Origin of the sequence: Dentiradicibacter hellwigii, from assembly GCF_041770905.1 — a bacterium.
In the GTDB taxonomy this organism is placed as follows: Bacteria; Pseudomonadota; Gammaproteobacteria; order Burkholderiales; family Rhodocyclaceae; genus Propionivibrio; species Propionivibrio hellwigii.
The window spans coordinates 324779-345247 of the sequence record NZ_JBEUWX010000002.1 but is presented as its reverse complement, the minus strand read 5'-3'; the positions used below and the strand labels follow the sequence as shown (position 1 = coordinate 345247).

The window sequence follows — 20469 nt, the reverse complement described above, 5'->3', positions numbered from 1 at the left end:
ACATGACACTGACCAAGGCAGAATTGGCTGATTTGCTGTTTGAAAAAGTCGGCCTTAATAAACGCGAAGCCAAAGACATGGTAGAGGCTTTCTTTGAAGAAATTCGCAATGCACTTGAGCGCGGCGACGGCGTCAAGATTTCCGGCTTCGGTAATTTTCAGCTGCGTGACAAGCCGCAACGCCCTGGACGCAACCCCAAAACAGGCGAAGAAATTCCGATTACTGCACGCCGCGTCGTCACATTCCACGCCAGCCAAAAGCTAAAGAGTGAAGTGGAATCTTCCTACCATGGGACTCAGCCATCTTAAGGACGCCGGGAAAACACCACTCCCACCGATTCCCGCCAAGCGCTACTTTACGATTGGCGAGGTAAGTGAGCTGTGCGATGTCAAACCGCATGTACTGCGCTACTGGGAGCAGGAATTCGCCCAACTCAAACCTGTCAAGCGCCGCGGTAATCGCCGTTATTACCAGCATCACGAAGTTCTGCTTGTCCGCCGTATCCGCGAACTGCTCTATAACCAGGGGTTTACGATCAATGGCGCACGCAGCCAGCTTGATGAAGCTGACAAAAACAAGTCAAATCCCTCCTCCATAACACCAGAGGCTTTGGGCAAGACGTTGCGGAAAATTGCCGAACTTCTGAAAACTGATCCTTAACCCGCTAGCGATCAGGTAAATACGTTCATCCTTCATTGATTCCCACTTATTCATACTCCATCAGCAGAACATCGGTTATAATCCGCGCCTGTCGGGGCGTAGCGCAGCCTGGTAGCGCACTTGCATGGGGTGCAAGGGGTCGCGAGTTCGAATCCCGCCGCCCCGACCATTAAATCATTCTAGAAGAGATAATACGATACCCACTCCTCCTGGCCTCAAGTGGGGCGCTTGTTTTCCAGGATTGCCATCAAAATACAAAACCACGATATCCGCCATCGCCGGAAATGCTCTGGGGAGGACACAAGGCCGCAGAGGAAAAAATTAATTATTGATGGCTGATTACTGTCCTGTGATGCGTCTCAGCAGCTTAATCATTAAAAATAAAGATTCGCCCCACGCCCTCTTTAACCGGAATACATCTTGGCAGCACTAGTGTTTTTGCATAAACTCCTGTTTGCCTAATCCATACATCCGCGCAAAACCACAGCGGGTTTTCCAGACATTAATTTATCCCAAGGAGAAAAATGCCATGAGAAAAAACCTGTTTTCTGTCCTGCTCATCGCCTGCTTCTTTACCGGTACCGGTACATCTTTTGCACAAGCGCCAGCAGACGCCCCCGCCAATGCAACGGGATTATGCAAGGACGGCACCTATTACACGGGGAAGAATAAACAAGGCGCCTGCCGCGGACACAAGGGCATACAGACATGGTATGGCGCAAGCGCAAACACCAGCCCAACCGATCCGGCCAGTCAAGCTACTCCGCCTGCATCCCCCGCTCCCGGTGCCACTCCCAGTCCCAATGCGTCATCGGCCACCACCACTCCGCAGACAAATACTGCACAGCAGGCAACGGCAGCAGGCGCACCCGCCGCCCCCGGCATGGTTTGGGCCAACGCGACGAAAAAAATCTACCACTGCCCGAATACGCGCTGGTACGGCAAGACCAAACAAGGGGAATACATGACCGAAGCCGATGCGAAAGCAAAAGGCTTCCAGCCTAATCGCGGCAAAGCCTGCGCCGACTAAAAAGTTGGCAGGCAAAGGTGAAGCCGGCTCATTCCACCATGCGTAGTCAGCTACGCCTGTAATGAGTTAGCAGAAGTTATCAGGGCGGGCGGCTTGCCCGCCAATTTTATTCCTAGCCTCAATCCACCTTACGGCATTTGCCTTATTCTCCGTGTTGCGGGAACAGACTAGATCTAAACTGGCCTTCTCAAGCCGAAAGACTGTTCCCTGCGCCAGCGGAGAATAACGGAAAACCTCATGTGCCCCTATGCGCTGAAAAAACAGCATTTCGTTCCATAAAATGCCCGTAAACACTAGACGATGAATTCAGTTAGAGGCTGGTCTATAGCTGAATAAATAAAAAATTGCCTGAAAGGCAACGCAATAACCCGATCCAGGAAAGCAATCAGATGAAACAGCACGTTTCATGAATAGTCATCGCCTTTGTAGCCGTGGCTTTTTTATGGAACACATCGATTCGACCGCTTTGGTCACAGGCCTGCCGCAGATGGCTGCTAACTTTGGTGTAGAAAGCGGCAGAATGAGTGTAGGCATCACGGCATAGATGATTTCGCTGGCGGTATTCATTCCCGTCAGCGGCTGGGGTGGCCGACAGATATGGCACACGTTCGCTGTTCGCTTATGCCATTTTGGGCTTTATTGGTGCCTCCTCCGTCCTGTGCTCGCTCTGCCACAGCCTGACGCAGTTTGCCATCGTGCGTTTTGTGCAGGGCATTGCGGGAGTGATGATGGTACCCGTAGGGCGTCTGGCCGTCCTGAAGAACTGCGACAAGCGCGACCTGGTGAACGCCATCGCGTGAATGACTACGCCGGAGCTCACCGCGCCTGTAGTCGGTTCGCCTGTCAGCGGTTTTCTCACCACCTATCTCTCGTAGCACTGGATATTCTTGCTCAACATCCCGATTAGGCTACTCATTTTTGCTCTAGCAATCCAATACATCCCCAAATCTCCAAACATCCGGCAGGCAAACAGCGGGGAAAACTGGATATGCTTGACTTCCTGCTGAACGCCTTGCCGCTTTCGGGATCATTACCTTGATTGGATATGGCGGAATGAGTACCGATGCAGGAACAGTGATTCAAACCGACAAGAACGGGTGATACGCCTTCCACCCATCCTCATTGGCCAATCAAGAAAACTTTATCGTTTTCAGAGACAGTAAATACGCGGCAAAGCCGTCTCGTGTCACGACCACCACAACCCATTTTCAAATATTCGACGAGATAGAACGCCCGCCCTTCCCCCTCTTGCCGCCTTTAAACCCAGGCGTCAGCACAACGACGCATTATGCAGCACGCCATCGCACAAGGTTAAGATACGATCGGCGCGGCCGGCGAGCGCCGTATCGTGGGTAACAATGATAAAACTCGTCCGGCGCGATCGGTTCAGGGTGAGCATCAACTCAAACACACTTTCGGCGGTCTGCCGGTCGAGATTGCCGGTCGGCTCATCAGCCAGTACGCAGGCCGGCTCGGTCACCAGCGCACGCGCAATAGCCGCCCGCTGCCGCTCCCCACCGGAAAGCTCTGAGGGCGTATGGTCCAGGCGATGCGCCAGCCCGACCTCCGTCAATATCGCCGCCGCACGCGCTTCCGCCTCGCTTTTTTCCGCACGCCGGATCATCAGCGGCATCGCCACATTTTCCAGCGCGCTGAATTCGGGCAGCAGATGATGGAACTGGTAAACGAAACCCAGATGACGGTTGCGCAGCTCACCGCGTTCGGCATCGCCAATCGTAGCCAGATTTTTGCCCATCAAGACGATTTCGCCGCCACTCGGCGTATCGAGGCCACCGAGCAGATGCAGCAGCGTACTTTTACCCGATCCAGAAGCGCCAACGATCGCCACACGTTCGCCCGCTGCCACGGCAAGGTCGACGCCGCTCAACACCGGCACCTTATTGGCCGCGCCAGCGCCTTCGCGGAATACTTTACGCAGTCCGCGGCAGGCCAACACGATGTTCTCAACCTTACTCATAACGCAGCGCCTCTGCCGGATTGACGCGCGAAGCGCGCCAACTGGGATACAACGTCGCCACCAGCGACAGGATAAAGGAAACGCCCGTCACGGTCGTCACATCACGCCATTGCAGTTCGGAAGGCAGACTGGGGATGTAATACACCTGCTTGTCGAACAGTTGCGTACCGAGCACGCGCTCGATAAACGGCACGACCACATCGATATTGAGCGCCAGCGTCACACCGCCAACGACGCCGAGTCCCAGGCCGATAAAGCCGATCAACGCACCCTGGACGATAAAGATGCCCATGATGCTGTGCGGGCTGGCACCCAATGTGCGCAAAATGGCAATATCCGCCTGCTTGTCGGTCACCGCCATGACCAGTGTCGAAACGATATTGAACGCAGCGACGGCAACGATCAACGAAAGAATGATGAACATCATGTTTTTCTCGATTTGCACAGCGCGGAAGAAATTTGCATGACTCTGCGTCCAGTCGCTGATATAGGCCGGCGTATTGAGCGTATTCGCCAGCTGGCGCACCACGCGCGGCGCCATGAACAGGTCATCGAGCTTCAGGCGCACGCCAGAAACGCGGTCATCGAGCCGATACAATAGCTGCGCATCTTCCATGCGGATCAAGGCCATTCCGCTGTCGTACTCGAACATGCCCACTTCAAAAACACCGCTCACGGTAAACGTCTTCAGGCGCGGCAGGACACCGGCGGGCGTCACCACGCCCTGCGGCGCGATCACCGTCACCTTGTCACCAACAAAAACGCCCAATGCGCGCGCCAGTTCGCTGCCCAGCACAACATTGAACGAACCCGGCGTCAGCGACTCGAGCGTCCCTTCCTTCATATGCGGCCTAAAATCGGCCACCTTGTCTTCCAGCTCCGGCAAAATGCCGCGTACCATCGCGCCGCGCACCGACTGGCCGGAAGAGAGCATCCCCTGCGCCTGCACATAAGGCGCAGCGGCCAGCACATGCGGCTGTCCGGAGGCCTGCGCCGCCACTGCATCCCAGCCGGTCATATCACCATTGGCTCCGCTGATCTGGATATGCGAGACAACCGCCAGGATGCGGCCACGCAGCTCGCTCTGGAAGCCATTCATCACCGACAGCACGACGATCAGCGCCGTCACCCCCAGCGCAATGCCGAGCATCGAAATCAGCGAGATGAAGGAAATAAAATGGTTACGCCGCTTGGCGCGCGTGTAGCGCAAACCAATGGCCAATTCATAAGGCAATGCCATATTCTGTGCGGTATCTGCGCGGTGGCCCGATGAAAGATGAACAAGGCGCCTATAGTACACTTTTCCGCACCCTTTACCGGTGCCTGCGGCCTGCGGCCTTCCACAAATTTAAAGCGCAGCAGGTCGCCGGCCGCACCGATGAACCACGACACGCAATAACGCGCAAATAAAACGATGACCCTATCCGACTCGAACGCCTTTGACGCCCACAACACACATTCCACCCGCCTGAGCGCCCGCCGCGCATCGCCGCGCAGCCAGTGGCAGCTCGAACAGGACGGCGTGCATCCCCTGCTGGCGCGCCTGTACGCTGCGCGCGGCATCGCCGGCCGCAACGAACTCGATTACGGCCTCGCCGCACTGCTGCCGCCCGAACGCCTGACCCATGCGGCCGACGCCGCCGTACTGCTCGCCGATGCCATCGAGGCGCAGGCAAAAATCCTCATCGTTGCCGACTACGACTGCGACGGCGCCACGGCCTGCGCCGTCGGCATCCGTGCCTTACGGGCGCTGGCCGGTGCGCACGGCGTTCATGTCGATTACCTGGTGCCCAGCCGTTTTACCGATGGCTACGGCCTGACGCCGCCGCTCGCCGACATGGCAGCAGCGCGCGGCTGCGAACTGCTCGTGACCGTCGATAACGGCATCGCCAGCCTCGACGGCATCGCCCGCGCCCGGGAACTCGGCATGACGACACTGATCACCGACCATCACCTGCCCGGCGCAACCCTGCCCGAGGCCGACTGCATCGTCAATCCGAATCAGCCGGGCTGTGATTTCCCAAGCAAGAGCCTGGCCGGCGTCGGCGTCATCTTCTACGTCATGCTGGCGCTGCGCGCCGAACTGCGCGCGCGCGGGCACTTTGCCGATGGCAGCGAGCCGAACCTTGCATCGTTGCTCGATCTCGTCGCACTCGGTACCGTCGCCGATGTCGTCCCGCTCGACCACAACAACCGCCTTCTTGTACACCAGGGCTTAAAGCGCATCCGCGCGGGCAGGCTGACGCCCGGTCTGCGCGCGCTGCTCCGCGCTGCCGGCCGCGACCCGGCACGGGCTACGGCGTTCGACCTCGGCTTCGTCGCCGGGCCGCGCCTCAACGCCGCCGGCCGTCTGGCCGACATGTCGACCGGCATCGAAACCCTGCTCACCAACGACGAAGCTTACGCCCTCAATCTGGCGCAACAGCTCGACGCCTACAATCGGGAACGCAAAACCATCGAGGCCGACATGCAGGAACAGGCGATGTGCGCCCTGGCCGGAATGGCGGATTCAGCCTATGCGGACGGCGGCACGGAAGCATCCGACGAGGCCGCCATCGCACTCTTCGACCCCGCCTGGCATCAAGGCGTCATCGGTATCCTGGCCGCGCGCATCAAGGAACAGCGCCATCGGCCGGTATTCGTCTTTGCTCGCAGCAAAGGACAGCGACCTGACCGGAGTGAGGATTCTGAAGATTCAGTGCCCACTGCCGACGCGCCTGCCGCCGACAGCGAGCTGAAAGGCTCCGGCCGCTCGATTCCCGGCCTGCACCTGCGCGATGTCCTCGACCTGATTGACAAACGCGCGCCCGGCCTGCTCAAGCGTTTTGGCGGGCACGCCATGGCCGCCGGCGCAAGCATCATGGAGGCGGATTTCTCCCGCTTCCGGGCATGTCTGGTCGAAGTGGCCCGTGAACTGCTCGACCCCGCCGCGCTGACCCGCACGCTGGAAACCGACGGCGCGCTGGAAACAGGCTATCTGTCGCTCGAAACGGCAAAGATGCTGGATGAAGAAGTCTGGGGACAAAGCTTTCCGCCGCCGCTGTTTGCCGACGAATTCGTCGTCGAGCACCAACGTCTGCTCAAAGACAGGCACCTAAAGCTGCGTTTGCGCAAGGGCGCGGCGCTGTTCGACGGCATCTGCTTCAACTTCAGCGATGCCGTCCACGGCACAATTCGCGCCGTTTACCGACTATCCATCAACGAATTCAACGGCGTGCAGAACCTGCAACTGATCATCGAATATCTCGAAAACACGGGCAAAGCCTGAAATAGCGGCTTCCTTCGCCAAAATACTGCGTTGGCTCGCCTTGCCGTACTGCTCGTACTGTCAGCGGCTTACCGCCTTGTCTTTTGGCAAAATCGAGCCATAGCGGCTTCCTTCGCCAAAATACGGCGTTGGCTCGCCTTGTCTTTTGGCAAAGCCGAGCCGCTATATTTTTTGTGTCTTAAATATGGGTGCCCTGAACCCCGCGTGAATAGGGCGTTTGCGGGCAGGCACCTCTGGAACGCCCTATTTATAAGGGTTTTAGAGCACCCCTCTCGGAAATGCCCTAAATACGCGGGCTAGCGGGCAGGTGCCATGAAACTAAAAACAAGAATTTCCTCCGCATGCGCACTGACCTCCACCCACGAAACTCCTTTTGATGCCGTTGCGCTGTGCGGTAGCGCGCCCCGCTGACTTTCTTTGCCTCGCCAAAGAAAGTCAGCAAAGAAACGCGACTCCAGGCGCAGAAAACCCCTTGCCTCGGGTTGGAGTGGTACTTGTGCGGCGGGCTTGAAAACTCGCTGCGCTCAGACAATCAAGCCCTTGATTCCGCCAAGCTTCCCCGCGCCTGCGGCTGCGCCTAAAGGGGTTTCTGGGTGCTTCGTAGTGATCGAATACGCGAAAGAGCATACCCGGAAACCCGCGTGGATTGGGCGTTTGCGGGCAGGCACCTCTGAAACCTTTATGAATAAAGGCCTTCAGGGCATGGATACCGGAGATGCCCTAAATACGCGGGCTTCAGGGCGCCCATATTTGAGATACCAAAAATATAGCGGCTTAACTTTGCCAAAAGACAAGGCGGCGAGCCGCAGGCAGTACGAGTACGGCAAGGCGAGCCAACGTAGTATTTTGGCAAAGGAAGACGCTATGGCTCGAACTTTGCCATGTGAAAAATAGGCTGTTAACCCCTCAGCCCTTTGAAGCAGCTCCCCTTTAAAAAAACGAGCGAAGCAGTCATTATATTTTTTGATGCTCTGAAGCCCTTGTGTTTAAAGGGCTTCAGCGCGATTTATGTTTTCTGATCTGTTTGCGCGGGTTTGCGGAGCGCTTCTGCCGGCGAGCGCGGCAGCAGCAGGTTGAGCAATACGGCAAAGCCCAGCCAACACAGCAACGCAGTTATGTTGACAAGGAAAGCCGCTATAGTTTTCAGGCCTTGCCGACAATCGGAAAACAGCGGTCGTAGGCCAGATTGAAAATGAAGGCATAGGCAACGTAAGCCAGCGCCACCGCGATATCGGCGATCAGCGCTTCCAGCCAGCCCATGCCCGTCCAGACCACGATCAAGGGCAGCGTGATGACGAGCAGCCCGAACTCAAAACCGAGTGCATGCACAATGCGGAGCAGATGCGGCCTCCGGTCGGCGTTGCGCCCGGTCAGCCGGCCTTCCACCCAGTCGAACAAGGTGTTGTAGACGGCGTTCCAGCAAGCGGCGATCAAGGCGATCAACGCCATCAGACCGAACGAGGTTTTGGCCGGCACACCGCTTAGCCAGATGAACGGCGGCGTAATCAGCAGTAACCCGCCGATTTCAAACAGCGCGACTTGCCGGCAGCGATCCCGTGGCGCACGCAGCGTGACGGTTTTGCTCATCAGACCAACTTGGCATAGTAATAAAAGACAAGCATTACAACGGCAACCTACTTCTTCCGTCGAGTTTGAAATGGCTTATCCCCAATCCAATCTGGATGTGGGACATATTTTCTTATTAAGCCATAAAGCTCAGAACTATGATACATATCAATACACTTTAGAAGTGCAAATTCCGCGTCGGCATATCCTTCAATAGGCGTGCTGTAATTACGACTCAGAAATTTCGTAATCAATGCATCAATTTCAGAGTTAGCTGCCAAATCATAATACGTCCAATTGAGAAAAACCCCTCCTGTTCTTTTAGCATCTCGTCCTGCTGGCGAATCTTTGTAAGCTTGTGCAATACAATATGCCAGTGCACGATCCTTAAAGTTATCGGCATTATTTCTAGTAGTAGCTATAATTTGATCCGTTCCCGCATAGGATATAGCTGAACATAGCGACAAAATAGTAAAAAAATATTTCATGAGAGTTTCCAGAAATAGGCTTTAGTAGTCTGATAATTCGCTTCTCGCTCATTAAAATAACAATGATCGTAGCAACTGTTACCATCATATAATGTTGCGTGTCCACTTGCAGTTGACCAACCTCGTACCTCAAAAAGAATAATTCCCTTTTGTCCGATTAAAGCGTTAGATGGTGGATACTTGATAATTTTAGGTTTTCCCCAATGTCGGCATAAAAAATCAGCAAGGTCATTGACACGGTAAAAATAGTTCCGCCTATCTTTACCTGTCACAGTTTTGTTAGCTATAGCTGGTATATACGTCCCTGTTTGATTAAGTATATAACTCATACGAACTGCGCATGTATTCTCCCAAGGTTGAGTTGGGTGTCTAATATTAATAGCAACAACACCACCAATCACTTCTGCAACTTTATCTGCGGGATTAAAAGCATCGTAAATCTTTTGCGAAGCAGTCCAAGCTGCTAAAAAAGATGGCCTTGCCAAGTTAACCTTCCTATATAAAAATAAACATATACTAATTAATCTTTATTTATGCGGATTTAAATCCAACATTAATGACATTAATAAAAAATATTTAAAATAAAAATATATTACACAAATCAGTGCCGTCGCGGTTTGGCCGTTTCCGCCGTGCGGCAGAGGGAGCGGCCGGCAGACTGCGCGTTCAACGCGCCCAACCAGTCGGCAAGCTGTTGCCCCAGCGCATTGCCGGCCTCAACAAGCGCTCCCACGCCGCCGCGCGCATCGGGTGTGGCCGCATTTTTTTCGGTGACAAACCGGCGCTCGGCAATAACGCGCCGCGTCGCGTCGGTCAGTATCGCGGTAGCCTGCAGTAACGCCCGGCTGTGCTGCGGCGAATCGAAGACCTGCGAAAACTCCTGTAATTCGACGCGCAGCGCACAGGCTCCCGCCGCACTCGCCGCCGCATCCGGCACACCCAGCTGCTGGCGCAGACGCTGCGTCAGCAGCTGGCCGGGATTGGCCGCCCAGCGGCTATCCACGTATTCACGCCGCTTGAGCGGATCGTCGTAGGCCAGGCGATAGCCGATGCCGGGCGAGTCGAACCACGGCGGCGTATCGACATCGACGGCCAGGCTCATTGCCTCGGCGCCGGTACCGCCCTGCCCGGCCAAGGCTGAAACGGGCAGGCCAAAATCATAGACGGTTGGCTGTACGGCGGATGGACTGGCGGCGCAGCCGGCCAGCAGCGCGATCGCTGCCAAGGCGCCGGCAGGAGCCGCCGCACGGCGGATAGCACGACGAATTGCGCGGTGGATGGATAGAGACGCCCAGTGGCGGAAAATTGTCAGCAACATCGGATTCCTCATGGTTTTTTCCTGTCTGCCGGTGCGGTAAAGCCGGCTTCTCCCGGCCCCGGCGTCTGCTTGGGGCCGCCGAGAATCAGACTTTGCGGCCGGTCTTCCAGCATTTTCAGGACACGGTTTAACTGCCGCGACGTGACCGCCAGATCGCGGCCCAGTTCATTTAAGCGCGGCAGCGTCGCGGCGCCGGACTGACCGCCCAGCGCCACGTCGAGTTTATCGCTGACGCTTTGCAGACGGGCAACCAGCCCGCGCGCTTCGGCAAAGAAGGGGCCGATCTGGCCGGTGGCGTACTCGGCGCGTTGCAGCGTCGTCTGCAAGGTGCGCAGATTCTGTCCGGACAGCGCCTGCCGAAGCTGCTCCGAGGCTTCGCGCGCATTATCCGAAGCGGCCGCGAGGTTATCCAGCGTGCGCGTCATCGCCTTCCGATTTTCGGGATTCAGAATCCGGTTGATATTCACAACCAGACGATGAATCTGTTTGAGCGTATCCGTGCCCGTGTCGGTCAATGCGTCTACGAGGGAATCTTCCATCGGAATGCGCGGCATGCCTCCCGATTCTGCCGACAAAAGCGCGCGATCGGCATCCACGGGGTGTCCCACGCCGTCTTCATCCCGGTCATCGAGCTGGATATGGGCGATGCCGGTTACGCCCTGATACCCCAGGCGGGCGATGGCGCCCTGCCTGACGGGCACATCGTCGCGGATACGGATGTGGATCAGGATATTGCGCGGATCGCGGCTGTCGAGATCGATGTCCTCGACGCGGCCGACGCGGATTCCCCGGTAGCGCACCTGCGCCTGCGGATTCAGCCCGCTGACGCTCTTGTCGGTCACGACCAGGTAATCGCGCATATGCTCGGTCTTGCCGCCAAACCACCATAAAGAAAGGATGGCGGCAATGCCGAGCAGTAAGGTAAAGATTCCGGTGATCAGGGCGTGGGAGCGGTTTTCCATGGTGGATTTTCTGCCTATTTCTTGGACAAGGTGGCGGATAAGGCGGCCAGCGCGTGTTCGGAACAAAAAAAGTTGTGGATAAACGGATGGTCGACTGCCATCACCTCGGCCGGCGGGCCGCAGGCAATGATACGCTGGTCGGCCAGCACCGCGATATGCGTGGCCAGGCCGGCCAGCGTATCGAGATCGTGCGTGACCATCACGACGGTGAAATTCAGCTCCTTCTGCAAGGCGCTGATCAGTTTGACGAAGCTGGCCGCCAGATCGGGATCGAGGCCGGCGGTCGGCTCGTCCAGCACCAGCAGTTCCGGCTCCAGCGCCAGAGAACGCGCCAGCGCAACGCGCTTAATCATACCGCCCGACAGTTCCGCCGGCATCAGATGACCATGACGCGGTTCGAGTTCGACCATCGCCAGCTTGAGGCGCACTAGCTCACCGATCATGGCCTCGTCAAGCCGGTGCAGTTCGCGCAGCGGGAAAGCGATATTGTCGAAAACCGACAGCGCGGAAAACAGCGCGCCCTGCTGGAACAACATGCCGAAACGGCGGCGCAAGGCGCGGCGGCGAAGGGGATCGGCATCGGCGATCGGCTCACCGAACAGGCGCACCGTGCCGCGCTCCGGCGTCAGCAGCCCGATGATTTCACGCAGCAGCGTCGTTTTGCCACTGCCGGAGCCGCCGACCAGCGCCATCACCTGTCCGGCCAAAACGTCCAGATCGAGATCGCGGTGAATGACCGTCTCGCCGAAGCGCGTCGATAAGCCGCGCACCTGCACGACAGGCGCCCGGGACACTACTGGGGACGCAGATTCATGCGCTGGAAGCGGTGTCATGTCCGTTCGTCTGTCCATGCTCAGATCCCCACATTGCGCGTCAGGATGGCGAACAGCGCATCCGTCAGAATGACCAGCGTAATCGCCGTGACGACGGCCGTCGTCGTATTGCTCGACAGGCTTTCGGTGTTCGGCCGCACCTTGAGGCCGAAATGACAGGACACCAGCGCAATCAGAAAGCCGAAAAACACGCCCTTACTCAGGCCGATCCACACATTGGCGACCGGCACGACACGCGGCAGCGCGGTAATGAAATAGTGAAAAGACAACCCCATTTCCAGATTGGCCGATACCATGCCGCCGACCAGCGCCGCCGCCGAGCACCAGACGACCAGCAGCGGCATGGTCAGCGCCAGCGCGGCGACTTTTGGAAATACCAGGCGCAAGCTGCGCGAAACGCCCATCGTCGCCAGCGCGTCGATTTCCTGCGTCACGCGCATCACACCGATCTGCGCCGTCATGGCCGAGCCAGAACGGCCGGCAACGAGGACGGCGACAAGCACCGGCCCCAGCTCGCGGATGATGCTGATGCCCAGCAGATTGACGATATAGATGTCCGCGCCGAAAGTACGCAGTTGCAGCGCGGAAAGAAAAGAGAGCACGACGCCGATGAGAAAGCCGACGAGCGCCGTCACGGGCAAAGCCTGCGCGCCGCTGCGGAAAATATTGGCCGAGAATTCCCGCCCAGGAATATCGCGCGGGTGAAAGAGCAGATAACGCGCATCGAGCACCAATTGCCCGAACAGGGCGATTAGCCCCGCCAGATTGCGCAAGCCGCTCAGCACAGCGCCACCGACGAGCAACAGGCCGCCGGAAAGGTACGCTGGGCGTTCCGGCCGGGCACTGTCTACCGGAACAGCGGCGGCGCGTTCGATGATGGCCCGCAAGACGGGCGGAACAGCCACGGTTTTCGGCCACTTGCCGCCCCAGGCGCGCCACAGCGTTAAGGCGCCGACGCTGTCGAGCCGCGTAATGCCGTGCAAATCCCAGGTGGTTTCAGCCCCGACCTGCGCGCGCAGACTGGCTTCAAACGCCGCAATCGACGCGGGCAGCCTGGCCAACGTCCAGTCGCCGGAAAGAGCCAGCGTGCGCCGGCCATCCGCAGCTTCATGCAGAGAAAACGCCGCTTCCGACACCGGCGCCATCATCGCTGCATCCCTGTCAGATCCGCCTTGCACTACGTCCTCCCGCGCGCCGCCGACCGGCGCTTGATTGTCCAGCCGAATCCCACGCGTTGCCAGATCGCCGCTTCATCCGCCAACGCCGAGGCACTGAGCGGATTGGCCGCCAGCCAGCTGGCAGGAAACGAGAGCGAAAAAACGCCATATTCGCCTTCGGTGCCGTTTTTATCGCCCGAACTCTTTGTACGCGCGGTTTGTGATGCTTTTGTTCTGCCGGCATATTCCCCGCCTTGCAGGCTGACCCGAACATCCGGCGCCACGGAAAGATTGTCGCGCGAACGATAGAGCAGCGCGGCCAGGCGCAGGCAGAACACCAGCACCCAACAGAAATCGCCATCCGGCAGGAATTTTTTCAGCTTTTCCAGCTTGCCGCGCTGACCGAGAATCAGGGCGGAGAGGCGCTCCTGTTCCGTCTTCGAAAAACCCGGCATATCCGCGCAGCGCGTAATGTACGCGCCATGTTTATGAAAATCGCCATGCGAAATCGAAATACCAATTTCATGCAGCGACGACGCCCATGTCAGCAGGCGCATTCCGTACTCATGCACCTGCGGATCGCAACCGTCCGCCAGCTGCGCGAAGCACGCCAACGCCATAGCCTTGACCCGCGCGGCCTGCGACACGTCGATGTGGTAACGGCGCATGAAACGGCGCACCGTCGTATCGCGCATGTCGCGCCGGTGAAAACGGCCAAGCAGGTCATAGAGAACCCCCAGGCGCAACGCACCTTCGGAATAGATCATGCGCTCGATGCCCAGTTCTGCAAATATGGCGGACAGAATCGCAAAACCGCCTGCCAGCACGGGCGCACGCTCGCCGCGCAGGCCGGACAGGCCGAGGTTTTCCATCGAGCCGGCGCGGATCAGCAGGCTGCGCAGTTTTTCCAGCCCGGCGCGGGTAATACCGTCACCGCCGCCGGGATTGAGCCGGTTCATTTCCAACAGATCGGCAATCGCCCGCGCCGTGCCGGAAGAGGCAACCGCCTCACTCCAGCCCAGTTGCCGATACGCCTGCGCAAAGCGCTGCACTTCGCGCGCTGCGGACAGTTCCGCCTTGATCAGGCGTTTGGCATCAACGCGCCCATCGGGGAAAAAGCGCAGCGAATAACTCACGCACCCCATGTACAGGGAATCCATAAGCATCGGCTCAATTTTTTTGCCGATGATGAGTTCGGTCGAACCGCCGCCAATATCGACGACCAGCCGCCGGTCGCGCGTCGGCGGCAGCGCATGGGCAACGCCAAGGTAGATAAGGCGCGCCTCTTCGCGGCCGGCGATGATTTCAATGGGAAAACCGAGCGCCTGTTCGGCCTTGGGCAGAAATGCCGCCGCATTGCGGGCGACACGCAGGGTATTGGTCGCCACCGCGCGCACCGAGCCAGGCTGGAAACCGCGCAGACGTTCGCCAAAGCGCGAAAGCGCCGCCAGCGCCCGCGTCTGCGAGGCCGTATCCAGCAGCTTGTCCGGCGTCAGGCCGGAGGCCAGGCGAACCGTCTCTTTGAGGGTATCGAGCGGGTAAATCTGGCTATAGACGAGGCGGCCAACTTCCAGGTGAAAACTGTTCGACCCGAGATCGACGGCGGCAATCTGTTCGTAGGGCATAGGGCGATCAAGACTTTCCGGCGGCCGATGACTCGGCGCATTTCAGCATATTCCGTGTATCTTGCATATTGGAGTGGAGTGGCCGGTTCCGGCAACGCCGGGAATACCGAGAATACCGGCCTGAATTTGCATGGCGGGCGTCATTCTATCACCTCGCCCTATGCGATCGTCGGGCCGCGCCCGCATTACCGACCCGGTTAATGTATTCACGATGCGTTGGCCGGTCTGTGTATCGCTCGCCACAGGGCCGCGCAGGCCGATTTTTCGGCGGAGACGGGGATATCAGCGATATTTCGCGACTGCTTTTCTGCCGGTTCTCTGCCGCTTCCCTACCAGTTTCCTGCCGCTTTTGAGCGCCGTTCCCCGCTTCTTGTCGCTCCTATCACGAGAATCCTCATTCACCCGAACCGGCCGGATGCGGTGGGCAGATTCAACCATCCGGAAATATCGGGGGTTTGGCGATAGAATGGCCGCTGCCCGACCCGGCAATGATTCTCCACGTGTTCTTATCCCCATGCGCTTGTCCAAATCGCCCCGCTCTCCCCACTCCTTGCCTCATTCCGCTGGAAAGCCAGAGGATCACGGCAAATACCTCAACCGCGAACTCGCCCTGCTAGCCTTCAACCGGCGCGTGCTGGCGCAGGCAAGCGATCCGTCCGCACCGCTGCTCGAACGCCTGCGTTTTTTGTGCATCGTCAGCAGCAATCTCGACGGGTTCTTTGAAATTCGCCTCGCCGGTCTCAAGGAACAGATCAAGCTCAATTCGGGCGAAGTGTCGGTGGATGGACTGACGGCGCAGGCGGCCTATGATCGGGTCAGTGATACGGCACATGGATTGGTCGCCGAACAATACGCACTGCTCAACGGGCAGATCCTGCCGGCACTGGCCGCAGAAGGCATCCGTTTTTTCCGGCGCAGCCAGTGGAATGAAGCGCAGTTCGAGTGGATTCGCGATTATTTTTTCCGCGAAGTCATGCCGGTGCTGACGCCGATCGGGCTGGATCCTTCCCATCCTTTTCCGCGTGTCCTGAACAAGAGCCTGAACTTTGCCGTCGAGCTGGACGGCAAGGATGCTTTTGGCCGGCATTCCGGCACGGCCATCGTCCAGGCGCCGCGCGTGCTGCCGCGCCTCATCCGCCTGCCCGAAGCCCTGTGCGGCTGCCCATATGGTTTCATTTTTCTGTCGTCGATACTGCACGCCTTCGTCAATGAGCTGTTTGCGGGCATGACGGTACTCGGCTGCTACCAGTTCCGTGTCACGCGCAACAGCGACCTATTCGTCGATGAAGAAGAAGCCAAAAACCTGCGCATCGAAATCCAGGGGGAACTGCCCCAGCGCCACTTCGGCGACGCCGTGCGGCTGGAAGTTGCGGACAACTGCCCGGAACATATGGCTGATTTTTTGCTGACCCAGTTCAGTCTCCGCCGCAGCGATCTTTACTGCGTTTGCGGCCCGGTCAATCTCGCCCGTCTCATCGAGATTCCCGACCAGGTCGACCGGCCGGATCTGAAGTTTCCGCCATTTACGCCGAGCCTGCCCAAGACGCTCGACAAGAGGCACGGTATTTTTGAAGCCTTGCGTAAAAACGACATTCTGCTGCATCACCCTTACCAGAGTTTTTTGCCCGTTATTGCGCTCATTGACCAGGCTGCCACCGATCCTCAGGTCGTTGCCATCAAGATGACCGTCTATCGCACCGGAACGGATTCCGTGCTGATGAAGTCGCTGCTGCGCGCCGCACGCAACGGCAAGGAAGTCACCGTCGTCGTCGAACTCATGGCGCGCTTCGACGAAGAAGCCAATATCGGCTGGGCCACCCAGCTCGAAAAAGTCGGCGCTCATGTCGTTTACGGCGTCGTCGGCCACAAAACACACGCCAAGATGCTGATGATTGTGCGCCGGGAGAGCGACGCTTCCGGCAGCTGCCTGCGCCGTTACGCGCATCTGGGCACCGGCAACTACCATCCGCGCACCGCCCGCCTGTACACGGATTTCGGCCTGCTGACGAGCAACGAGGCCATTTGCGCCGATGTCAACGAAATCTTCAAGCAGCTCACCGGTCTGGGGCGCGCCAGCGCGCTTTGCCATCTCTGGCAGTCGCCGTTCTCGCTGCACCGCAACGTCATCGCCGCCATCGAGGCCGAAACCGACGCGGCACGCAACGGCAAACGCGCGCGCATCATCGCCAAAATGAATGCGCTGCTCGAACCGGGCGTGATCGATACGCTGTACGCCGCTTCGCAGGCAGGCGTCAGGATCGACCTGATCGTGCGCGGCGTCTGCGCCCTGCGCCCCGGCCTCAAGGGATTATCAGAAAATATCCGCGTGCGTTCGGTCATCGGCCGTTTTCTCGAACATCAGCGCATTTTCTATTTTTATGCTGGCGGCGAAGAGAAGGTTCTGCTGTCAAGCGCCGACTGGATGGAGCGCAACTTCTTCCGCCGCATCGAACTGGCCTTTCCCGTCCTCGATAAAAAGCTCAAGCGCCGCGTCATTCACGAAGGTCTGCGTCTTTATCTCGCAGATAACCAGCAGGCCTGGGAAATGAACGCCCAAGGCGGCTACCGCCCGCGTCACGACGGGCGCCGGGCAAAAACACAGCGCAGCGCACAGCGCGAATTGCTGGAATTGCTGAAACGCTAAAATGCGGTGTCATTGTCATGGGAAAAAAGTGTTTTTAGAACGCCATCTTGGCGAAATAATCTTTTATAAGCCGCAACTGCCCCCTTTTTTCAAGCATGAAAGCATGACCGCCGGTGGCGGCATTTCAAACAAAAGCATTGCGGAAGGCAGGCCGGAGATGCCCAATCCACGCGGGCTCGCGGGCAGCTGTTCAGAGATGCCCAAGCCAGAAAAACGTTCGTAAAGAAACAAGCACGGCATGTGCCGTTTCAGGTCGGGCTTTTGTCCGCGGCGCGCAAGGGCTTGTGCGTGTAGCGTCAAATAGCTAAAAAATCACCACCGCGTTGCGCCACTTTTTCACACGCCCTGTACTGTCTGCGGCGGCTGCCCGGAAGTCCGCGTCCTTTGGACGTTTCAAATAGGGTAGTGCTGGAACCCGCGCCAATTGGGGGTTTGCGAGTAGGTGTCGCTGAAACCCGCGTGGATTGGGCGTTTCAGACAGGACAGCTCTGAAACCCGCGTCAATTGGGCGTTTGCGAGCAGGCATCCCGGAAACCCTTATTCCACCCGGGATTCCATTCGGGCTTCGAGCCTGCTCCGCCGCTGCCGGCATCTGCCTGCATTGCACGTTAAGCGCGGTAGCGGCGGCGTGCGGCGGGCTGAACGTCTGTGGCGTCCGAACGTCCACGGCCGCGCCGGATTTTCAGAAACGCTTATCAAATGAAACGTAGTAATTCCGCCCTCGGCCGACCATGGTGGTCGTGTCATAGCTGTTGTAATGGATACGCTTCCGGTCAAAGAGATTGTTGATGCCAAAATTCAGCGTGAAGTTCTTGTCGAAGAAGCTCATGCCGCTATCTACCGGCTTCCAGCTGCCAAACAGGTCGACGATGGTAAACGCCTGGTTGATGTAGCGGTATTCGACGCCGCGAATTTTACGGACATAGATGTCGCGCTTCGGCTTGAACCAGTGGGTTAACTTGACGCCGCCGGTCAGCTTCCACCCCGGATGGGTGTAGGAAGCATTGAAAGAGAGCTTATCCACCGAGGGCTGTTCCAGCTTGCCGGTTGCGCTATCGATAATTTTCAGGTGATCGTATCCGCCGCCGAATTTCCAGTCACGCCAGCGGTATTTTCCTTCGACTTCATACCCCTTGCGTTTGGCCGCGCTGACATTTCGGTACTGGGCATATTGACGGGTTGTAACACGATCGCCAATGTCGGGGGGCGTACCGAGTTCAGGCGCCTCCTTCAGGGAGATCATGTCCTCGATTTTGCCGTCAAAATAGGTCGCCTTGAAATAGAGTTCATCATGACCCAGTAAATTTTGCTTATCGACCGAAAAGCCGATCTCATACTCCTTGGCCGTTTCCGGCTTCAGGTTAGCGTTCGGCACATACCAGTAATGGGGATTTAACGCACCATCGGATGAGGTTTCGTGCGGTGTCGGGCCGCGGAAGGTTTCCGCATAACCGGCCAGGAGGTAGATGCCATCGAAGGCCTGATACGCCAGACTGACTTTCGGCGACAGACGGCTATCCTTGTATCCTTTCGCGCCGCCTTTATCGACACCGCGCTGGAAGCTGTCGTAACGCGCGCCAAGGGTCACATCCAGCTTGCCAAAGCTGGCGGTATCCTGCGCATAGATACCCAGGTCCTTATAGTAATTGGGCATCGAGCCAAACGCGGACACTTTCCCTTTGTTGACCATGTGCGCATCTTCGTTGCGGTCTTCATAATCGAGTCCAATGACAAGCTGGTTATCAACCGCACCGAGTTTAAATTTAGATTTGTTCTTGACACCCAATCCCCAGCGCTCATCCCAGTTGGTATAACGGTTGGCGGACAACCCATCCCAGATGCGCGAATAGGACGCCTTGCTTGTATAGAGCTTGGCCTCCAGATCGATCCACGGATTGTTCGCCGGGGCAAACTGGTAGCTAACACTGTAGTCCTTTTGCTTGAGCCATCCATACACGGGCGACTTGCCCGGATCAACGCCGTACAACGTCTGCCATGTAGTTTCCAGATTTTCGTTATAGTCGAAGTATGAAAAGGACAGCCGTTGTTCCGGCGTCATATCCCAGCCCAGCTTGAGCATAGTGTTCTTGATATTTTCATCGTTCGCGGCATGCGTAATCCGTTTACCATCGGTCGTCACTACGCCGCCGGCAGCCAATTTGTTGTCGCCGAATTCGGCTCTGCGCCCATAGACAACGAAATCGAAGGGGCTGTTTTTTGGATCAAACGCAAAAGCCAAATACCCACTTCGGCTGTTGTTGACATCATAACGGCCACCGACGGTCAATCCTGTTTCTTTACCTGCGGCGAGAAAATCCTTGGCATCCTTCGTCCGCATACTCACGATTCCGCCAATGGCGCCGCTACCATGCAGCACGGAAGAGCCGCCCTTGACGACTTCAACCTCCTTCAACAGATTCGGATCCGTACGGAAAGAAGAAATATGGTTGGAAAACATATTCACCGAGCGCCGGATGCCATCCTGTTCGATGATCACCCGATTCTCCGACTGATAGCCAAAACCGCGAATCTTGAATTGCGAGCCGATCTGACGACCATGATCGTAGCCCGTCTCGAAGCCTGGTATCTGGCTGAGGCTTTCAACGACATTCTCACTGCCCTGCAAGTCTTCGTTTTCCAGCACGCTGACTTGCCCGGCATATGTTGCGGCGGAACTATCCATGCGGTTGGCAGTGACCGTCACCGGCGCGAGGCTCACTTCCGTACTTGCGGAGTCAGAGGACGTACGGGGTGGTTTGGCGGAATCATTTTCCTGAGCGAATGCCGGTATGGAAAGGCATACGCCCAACAGCGCAATGCTGTTTGCCAGACAGGTTTTCTTCATCAAATCTTCTCCATGCATATTCGGGTAAATCAAAAATCCAGGCCGGTGGACGGCATGTTTTGGCATCTCTCACAAGGCGTAAATCACGAGTGCCC

Annotated in this window: 18 protein-coding genes and 1 tRNA gene; 8 read left to right on the top strand and 11 right to left on the bottom strand. The window is 57.5% G+C overall.

Annotated features, from left to right (window positions below):
• The first annotated feature begins 2 nt into the window (after window positions 1-2).
• The 5 genes from ABCS64_RS03910 to ABCS64_RS03890 all read left to right on the top strand — a co-directional run bounded on the left by ABCS64_RS03910 (window position 3) and on the right by ABCS64_RS03890 (window position 2490).
• Complete coding sequence (locus ABCS64_RS03910) at window positions 3-308, top strand: integration host factor subunit alpha (RefSeq protein WP_418890605.1); 306 nt, start codon at window positions 3-5, stop codon at window positions 306-308.
• Window positions 289-660, top strand: coding sequence for a MerR family transcriptional regulator (locus ABCS64_RS03905; RefSeq protein WP_418890604.1), 372 nt, complete (start codon window positions 289-291; stop codon window positions 658-660). The genes ABCS64_RS03910 and ABCS64_RS03905 overlap by 20 nt, the downstream gene beginning before the upstream one ends.
• 92 nt (window positions 661-752) lie before the next feature.
• A tRNA-Pro gene (locus ABCS64_RS03900) sits at window positions 753-829 on the top strand.
• Between the two features lie 360 nt (window positions 830-1189).
• Window positions 1190-1690: a DUF3761 domain-containing protein gene (locus ABCS64_RS03895; RefSeq protein ID WP_418890603.1), complete on the top strand. Its 501-nt coding sequence runs from the start codon at window positions 1190-1192 to the stop codon at window positions 1688-1690.
• A gap of 584 nt (window positions 1691-2274) precedes the next feature.
• Window positions 2275-2490 (top strand): MFS transporter, encoded by a 216-nt coding sequence (locus ABCS64_RS03890; protein WP_418890602.1) that lies wholly within the window; start codon window positions 2275-2277, stop codon window positions 2488-2490.
• Between the two features lie 470 nt (window positions 2491-2960).
• On the opposite strand, the gene lolD is transcribed toward ABCS64_RS03890, so the two are convergent.
• Window positions 2961-3668 carry a lipoprotein-releasing ABC transporter ATP-binding protein LolD gene (lolD, locus tag ABCS64_RS03885; protein ID WP_418890601.1) on the bottom strand — a complete coding sequence of 236 codons (708 nt, stop codon included), beginning with the start codon at window positions 3666-3668 and terminating at the stop codon, window positions 2961-2963.
• Window positions 3661-4908: a lipoprotein-releasing ABC transporter permease subunit gene (locus ABCS64_RS03880; RefSeq protein WP_418890600.1), complete on the bottom strand. Its 1248-nt coding sequence runs from the start codon at window positions 4906-4908 to the stop codon at window positions 3661-3663. The genes lolD and ABCS64_RS03880 overlap by 8 nt, the downstream gene beginning before the upstream one ends.
• 174 nt (window positions 4909-5082) lie before the next feature.
• Between ABCS64_RS03880 and recJ the strand changes: the two genes are divergently transcribed.
• Complete coding sequence (gene recJ, locus ABCS64_RS03875) at window positions 5083-6936, top strand: single-stranded-DNA-specific exonuclease RecJ (protein WP_418890599.1); 1854 nt, start codon at window positions 5083-5085, stop codon at window positions 6934-6936.
• 1143 nt (window positions 6937-8079) lie between these two features.
• Here recJ and ABCS64_RS03870 read toward each other — a convergent pair.
• From ABCS64_RS03870 to ppx, 8 genes are all read right to left on the bottom strand, one after another.
• Window positions 8080-8523, bottom strand: coding sequence for a PACE efflux transporter (locus ABCS64_RS03870; RefSeq protein WP_418890598.1), 444 nt, complete (start codon window positions 8521-8523; stop codon window positions 8080-8082).
• A 47-nt stretch (window positions 8524-8570) separates the two neighbouring features.
• Window positions 8571-8990 (bottom strand): T6SS amidase immunity protein Tai4 family protein, encoded by a 420-nt coding sequence (locus ABCS64_RS03865; protein ID WP_418890597.1) that lies wholly within the window; start codon window positions 8988-8990, stop codon window positions 8571-8573.
• Window positions 8987-9475, bottom strand: a complete 489-nt coding sequence (locus tag ABCS64_RS03860) for a type VI secretion system amidase effector protein Tae4 (protein WP_418890596.1) — start codon at window positions 9473-9475, stop codon at window positions 8987-8989. The genes ABCS64_RS03865 and ABCS64_RS03860 overlap by 4 nt, the downstream gene beginning before the upstream one ends.
• A 116-nt stretch (window positions 9476-9591) precedes the next feature.
• Window positions 9592-10320 (bottom strand): ABC-type transport auxiliary lipoprotein family protein, encoded by a 729-nt coding sequence (locus tag ABCS64_RS03855; RefSeq protein ID WP_418890595.1) that lies wholly within the window; start codon window positions 10318-10320, stop codon window positions 9592-9594.
• Window positions 10317-11270, bottom strand: coding sequence for an MlaD family protein (locus ABCS64_RS03850; RefSeq protein ID WP_418890594.1), 954 nt, complete (start codon window positions 11268-11270; stop codon window positions 10317-10319). The genes ABCS64_RS03855 and ABCS64_RS03850 overlap by 4 nt, the downstream gene beginning before the upstream one ends.
• Window positions 11271-11284: 14 nt before the next feature.
• On the bottom strand, window positions 11285-12064 hold the full coding sequence (locus ABCS64_RS03845; protein ID WP_418890593.1) for an ABC transporter ATP-binding protein: 780 nt from the start codon (window positions 12062-12064) through the stop codon (window positions 11285-11287).
• A 59-nt stretch (window positions 12065-12123) separates the two neighbouring features.
• Window positions 12124-13251, bottom strand: coding sequence for an ABC transporter permease (locus ABCS64_RS03840; RefSeq protein ID WP_418891872.1), 1128 nt, complete (start codon window positions 13249-13251; stop codon window positions 12124-12126).
• 29 nt (window positions 13252-13280) lie between these two features.
• The gene (gene ppx, locus ABCS64_RS03835) at window positions 13281-14885 is read right to left on the bottom strand and encodes an exopolyphosphatase (protein ID WP_418890592.1); all 1605 of its coding nucleotides are present in this window, start codon (window positions 14883-14885) and stop codon (window positions 13281-13283) included.
• Window positions 14886-15399: 514 nt separating this feature from the next.
• Between ppx and ppk1 the strand changes: the two genes are divergently transcribed.
• Together ppk1 and ABCS64_RS03825 are read left to right on the top strand one after the other, a co-directional pair.
• Window positions 15400-17529, top strand: coding sequence for a polyphosphate kinase 1 (gene ppk1 / locus ABCS64_RS03830; RefSeq protein WP_418890591.1), 2130 nt, complete (start codon window positions 15400-15402; stop codon window positions 17527-17529).
• A 28-nt stretch (window positions 17530-17557) separates the two neighbouring features.
• Window positions 17558-17752, top strand: a complete 195-nt coding sequence (locus ABCS64_RS03825; RefSeq protein WP_418890590.1) for a hypothetical protein — start codon at window positions 17558-17560, stop codon at window positions 17750-17752.
• A 459-nt stretch (window positions 17753-18211) separates the two neighbouring features.
• Here the strand turns inward: ABCS64_RS03825 and ABCS64_RS03820 are convergent, their stop codons facing one another.
• Window positions 18212-20374: a TonB-dependent receptor domain-containing protein gene (locus tag ABCS64_RS03820; protein WP_418890589.1), complete on the bottom strand. Its 2163-nt coding sequence runs from the start codon at window positions 20372-20374 to the stop codon at window positions 18212-18214.
• Window positions 20375-20469: the final 95 nt, after the last annotated feature.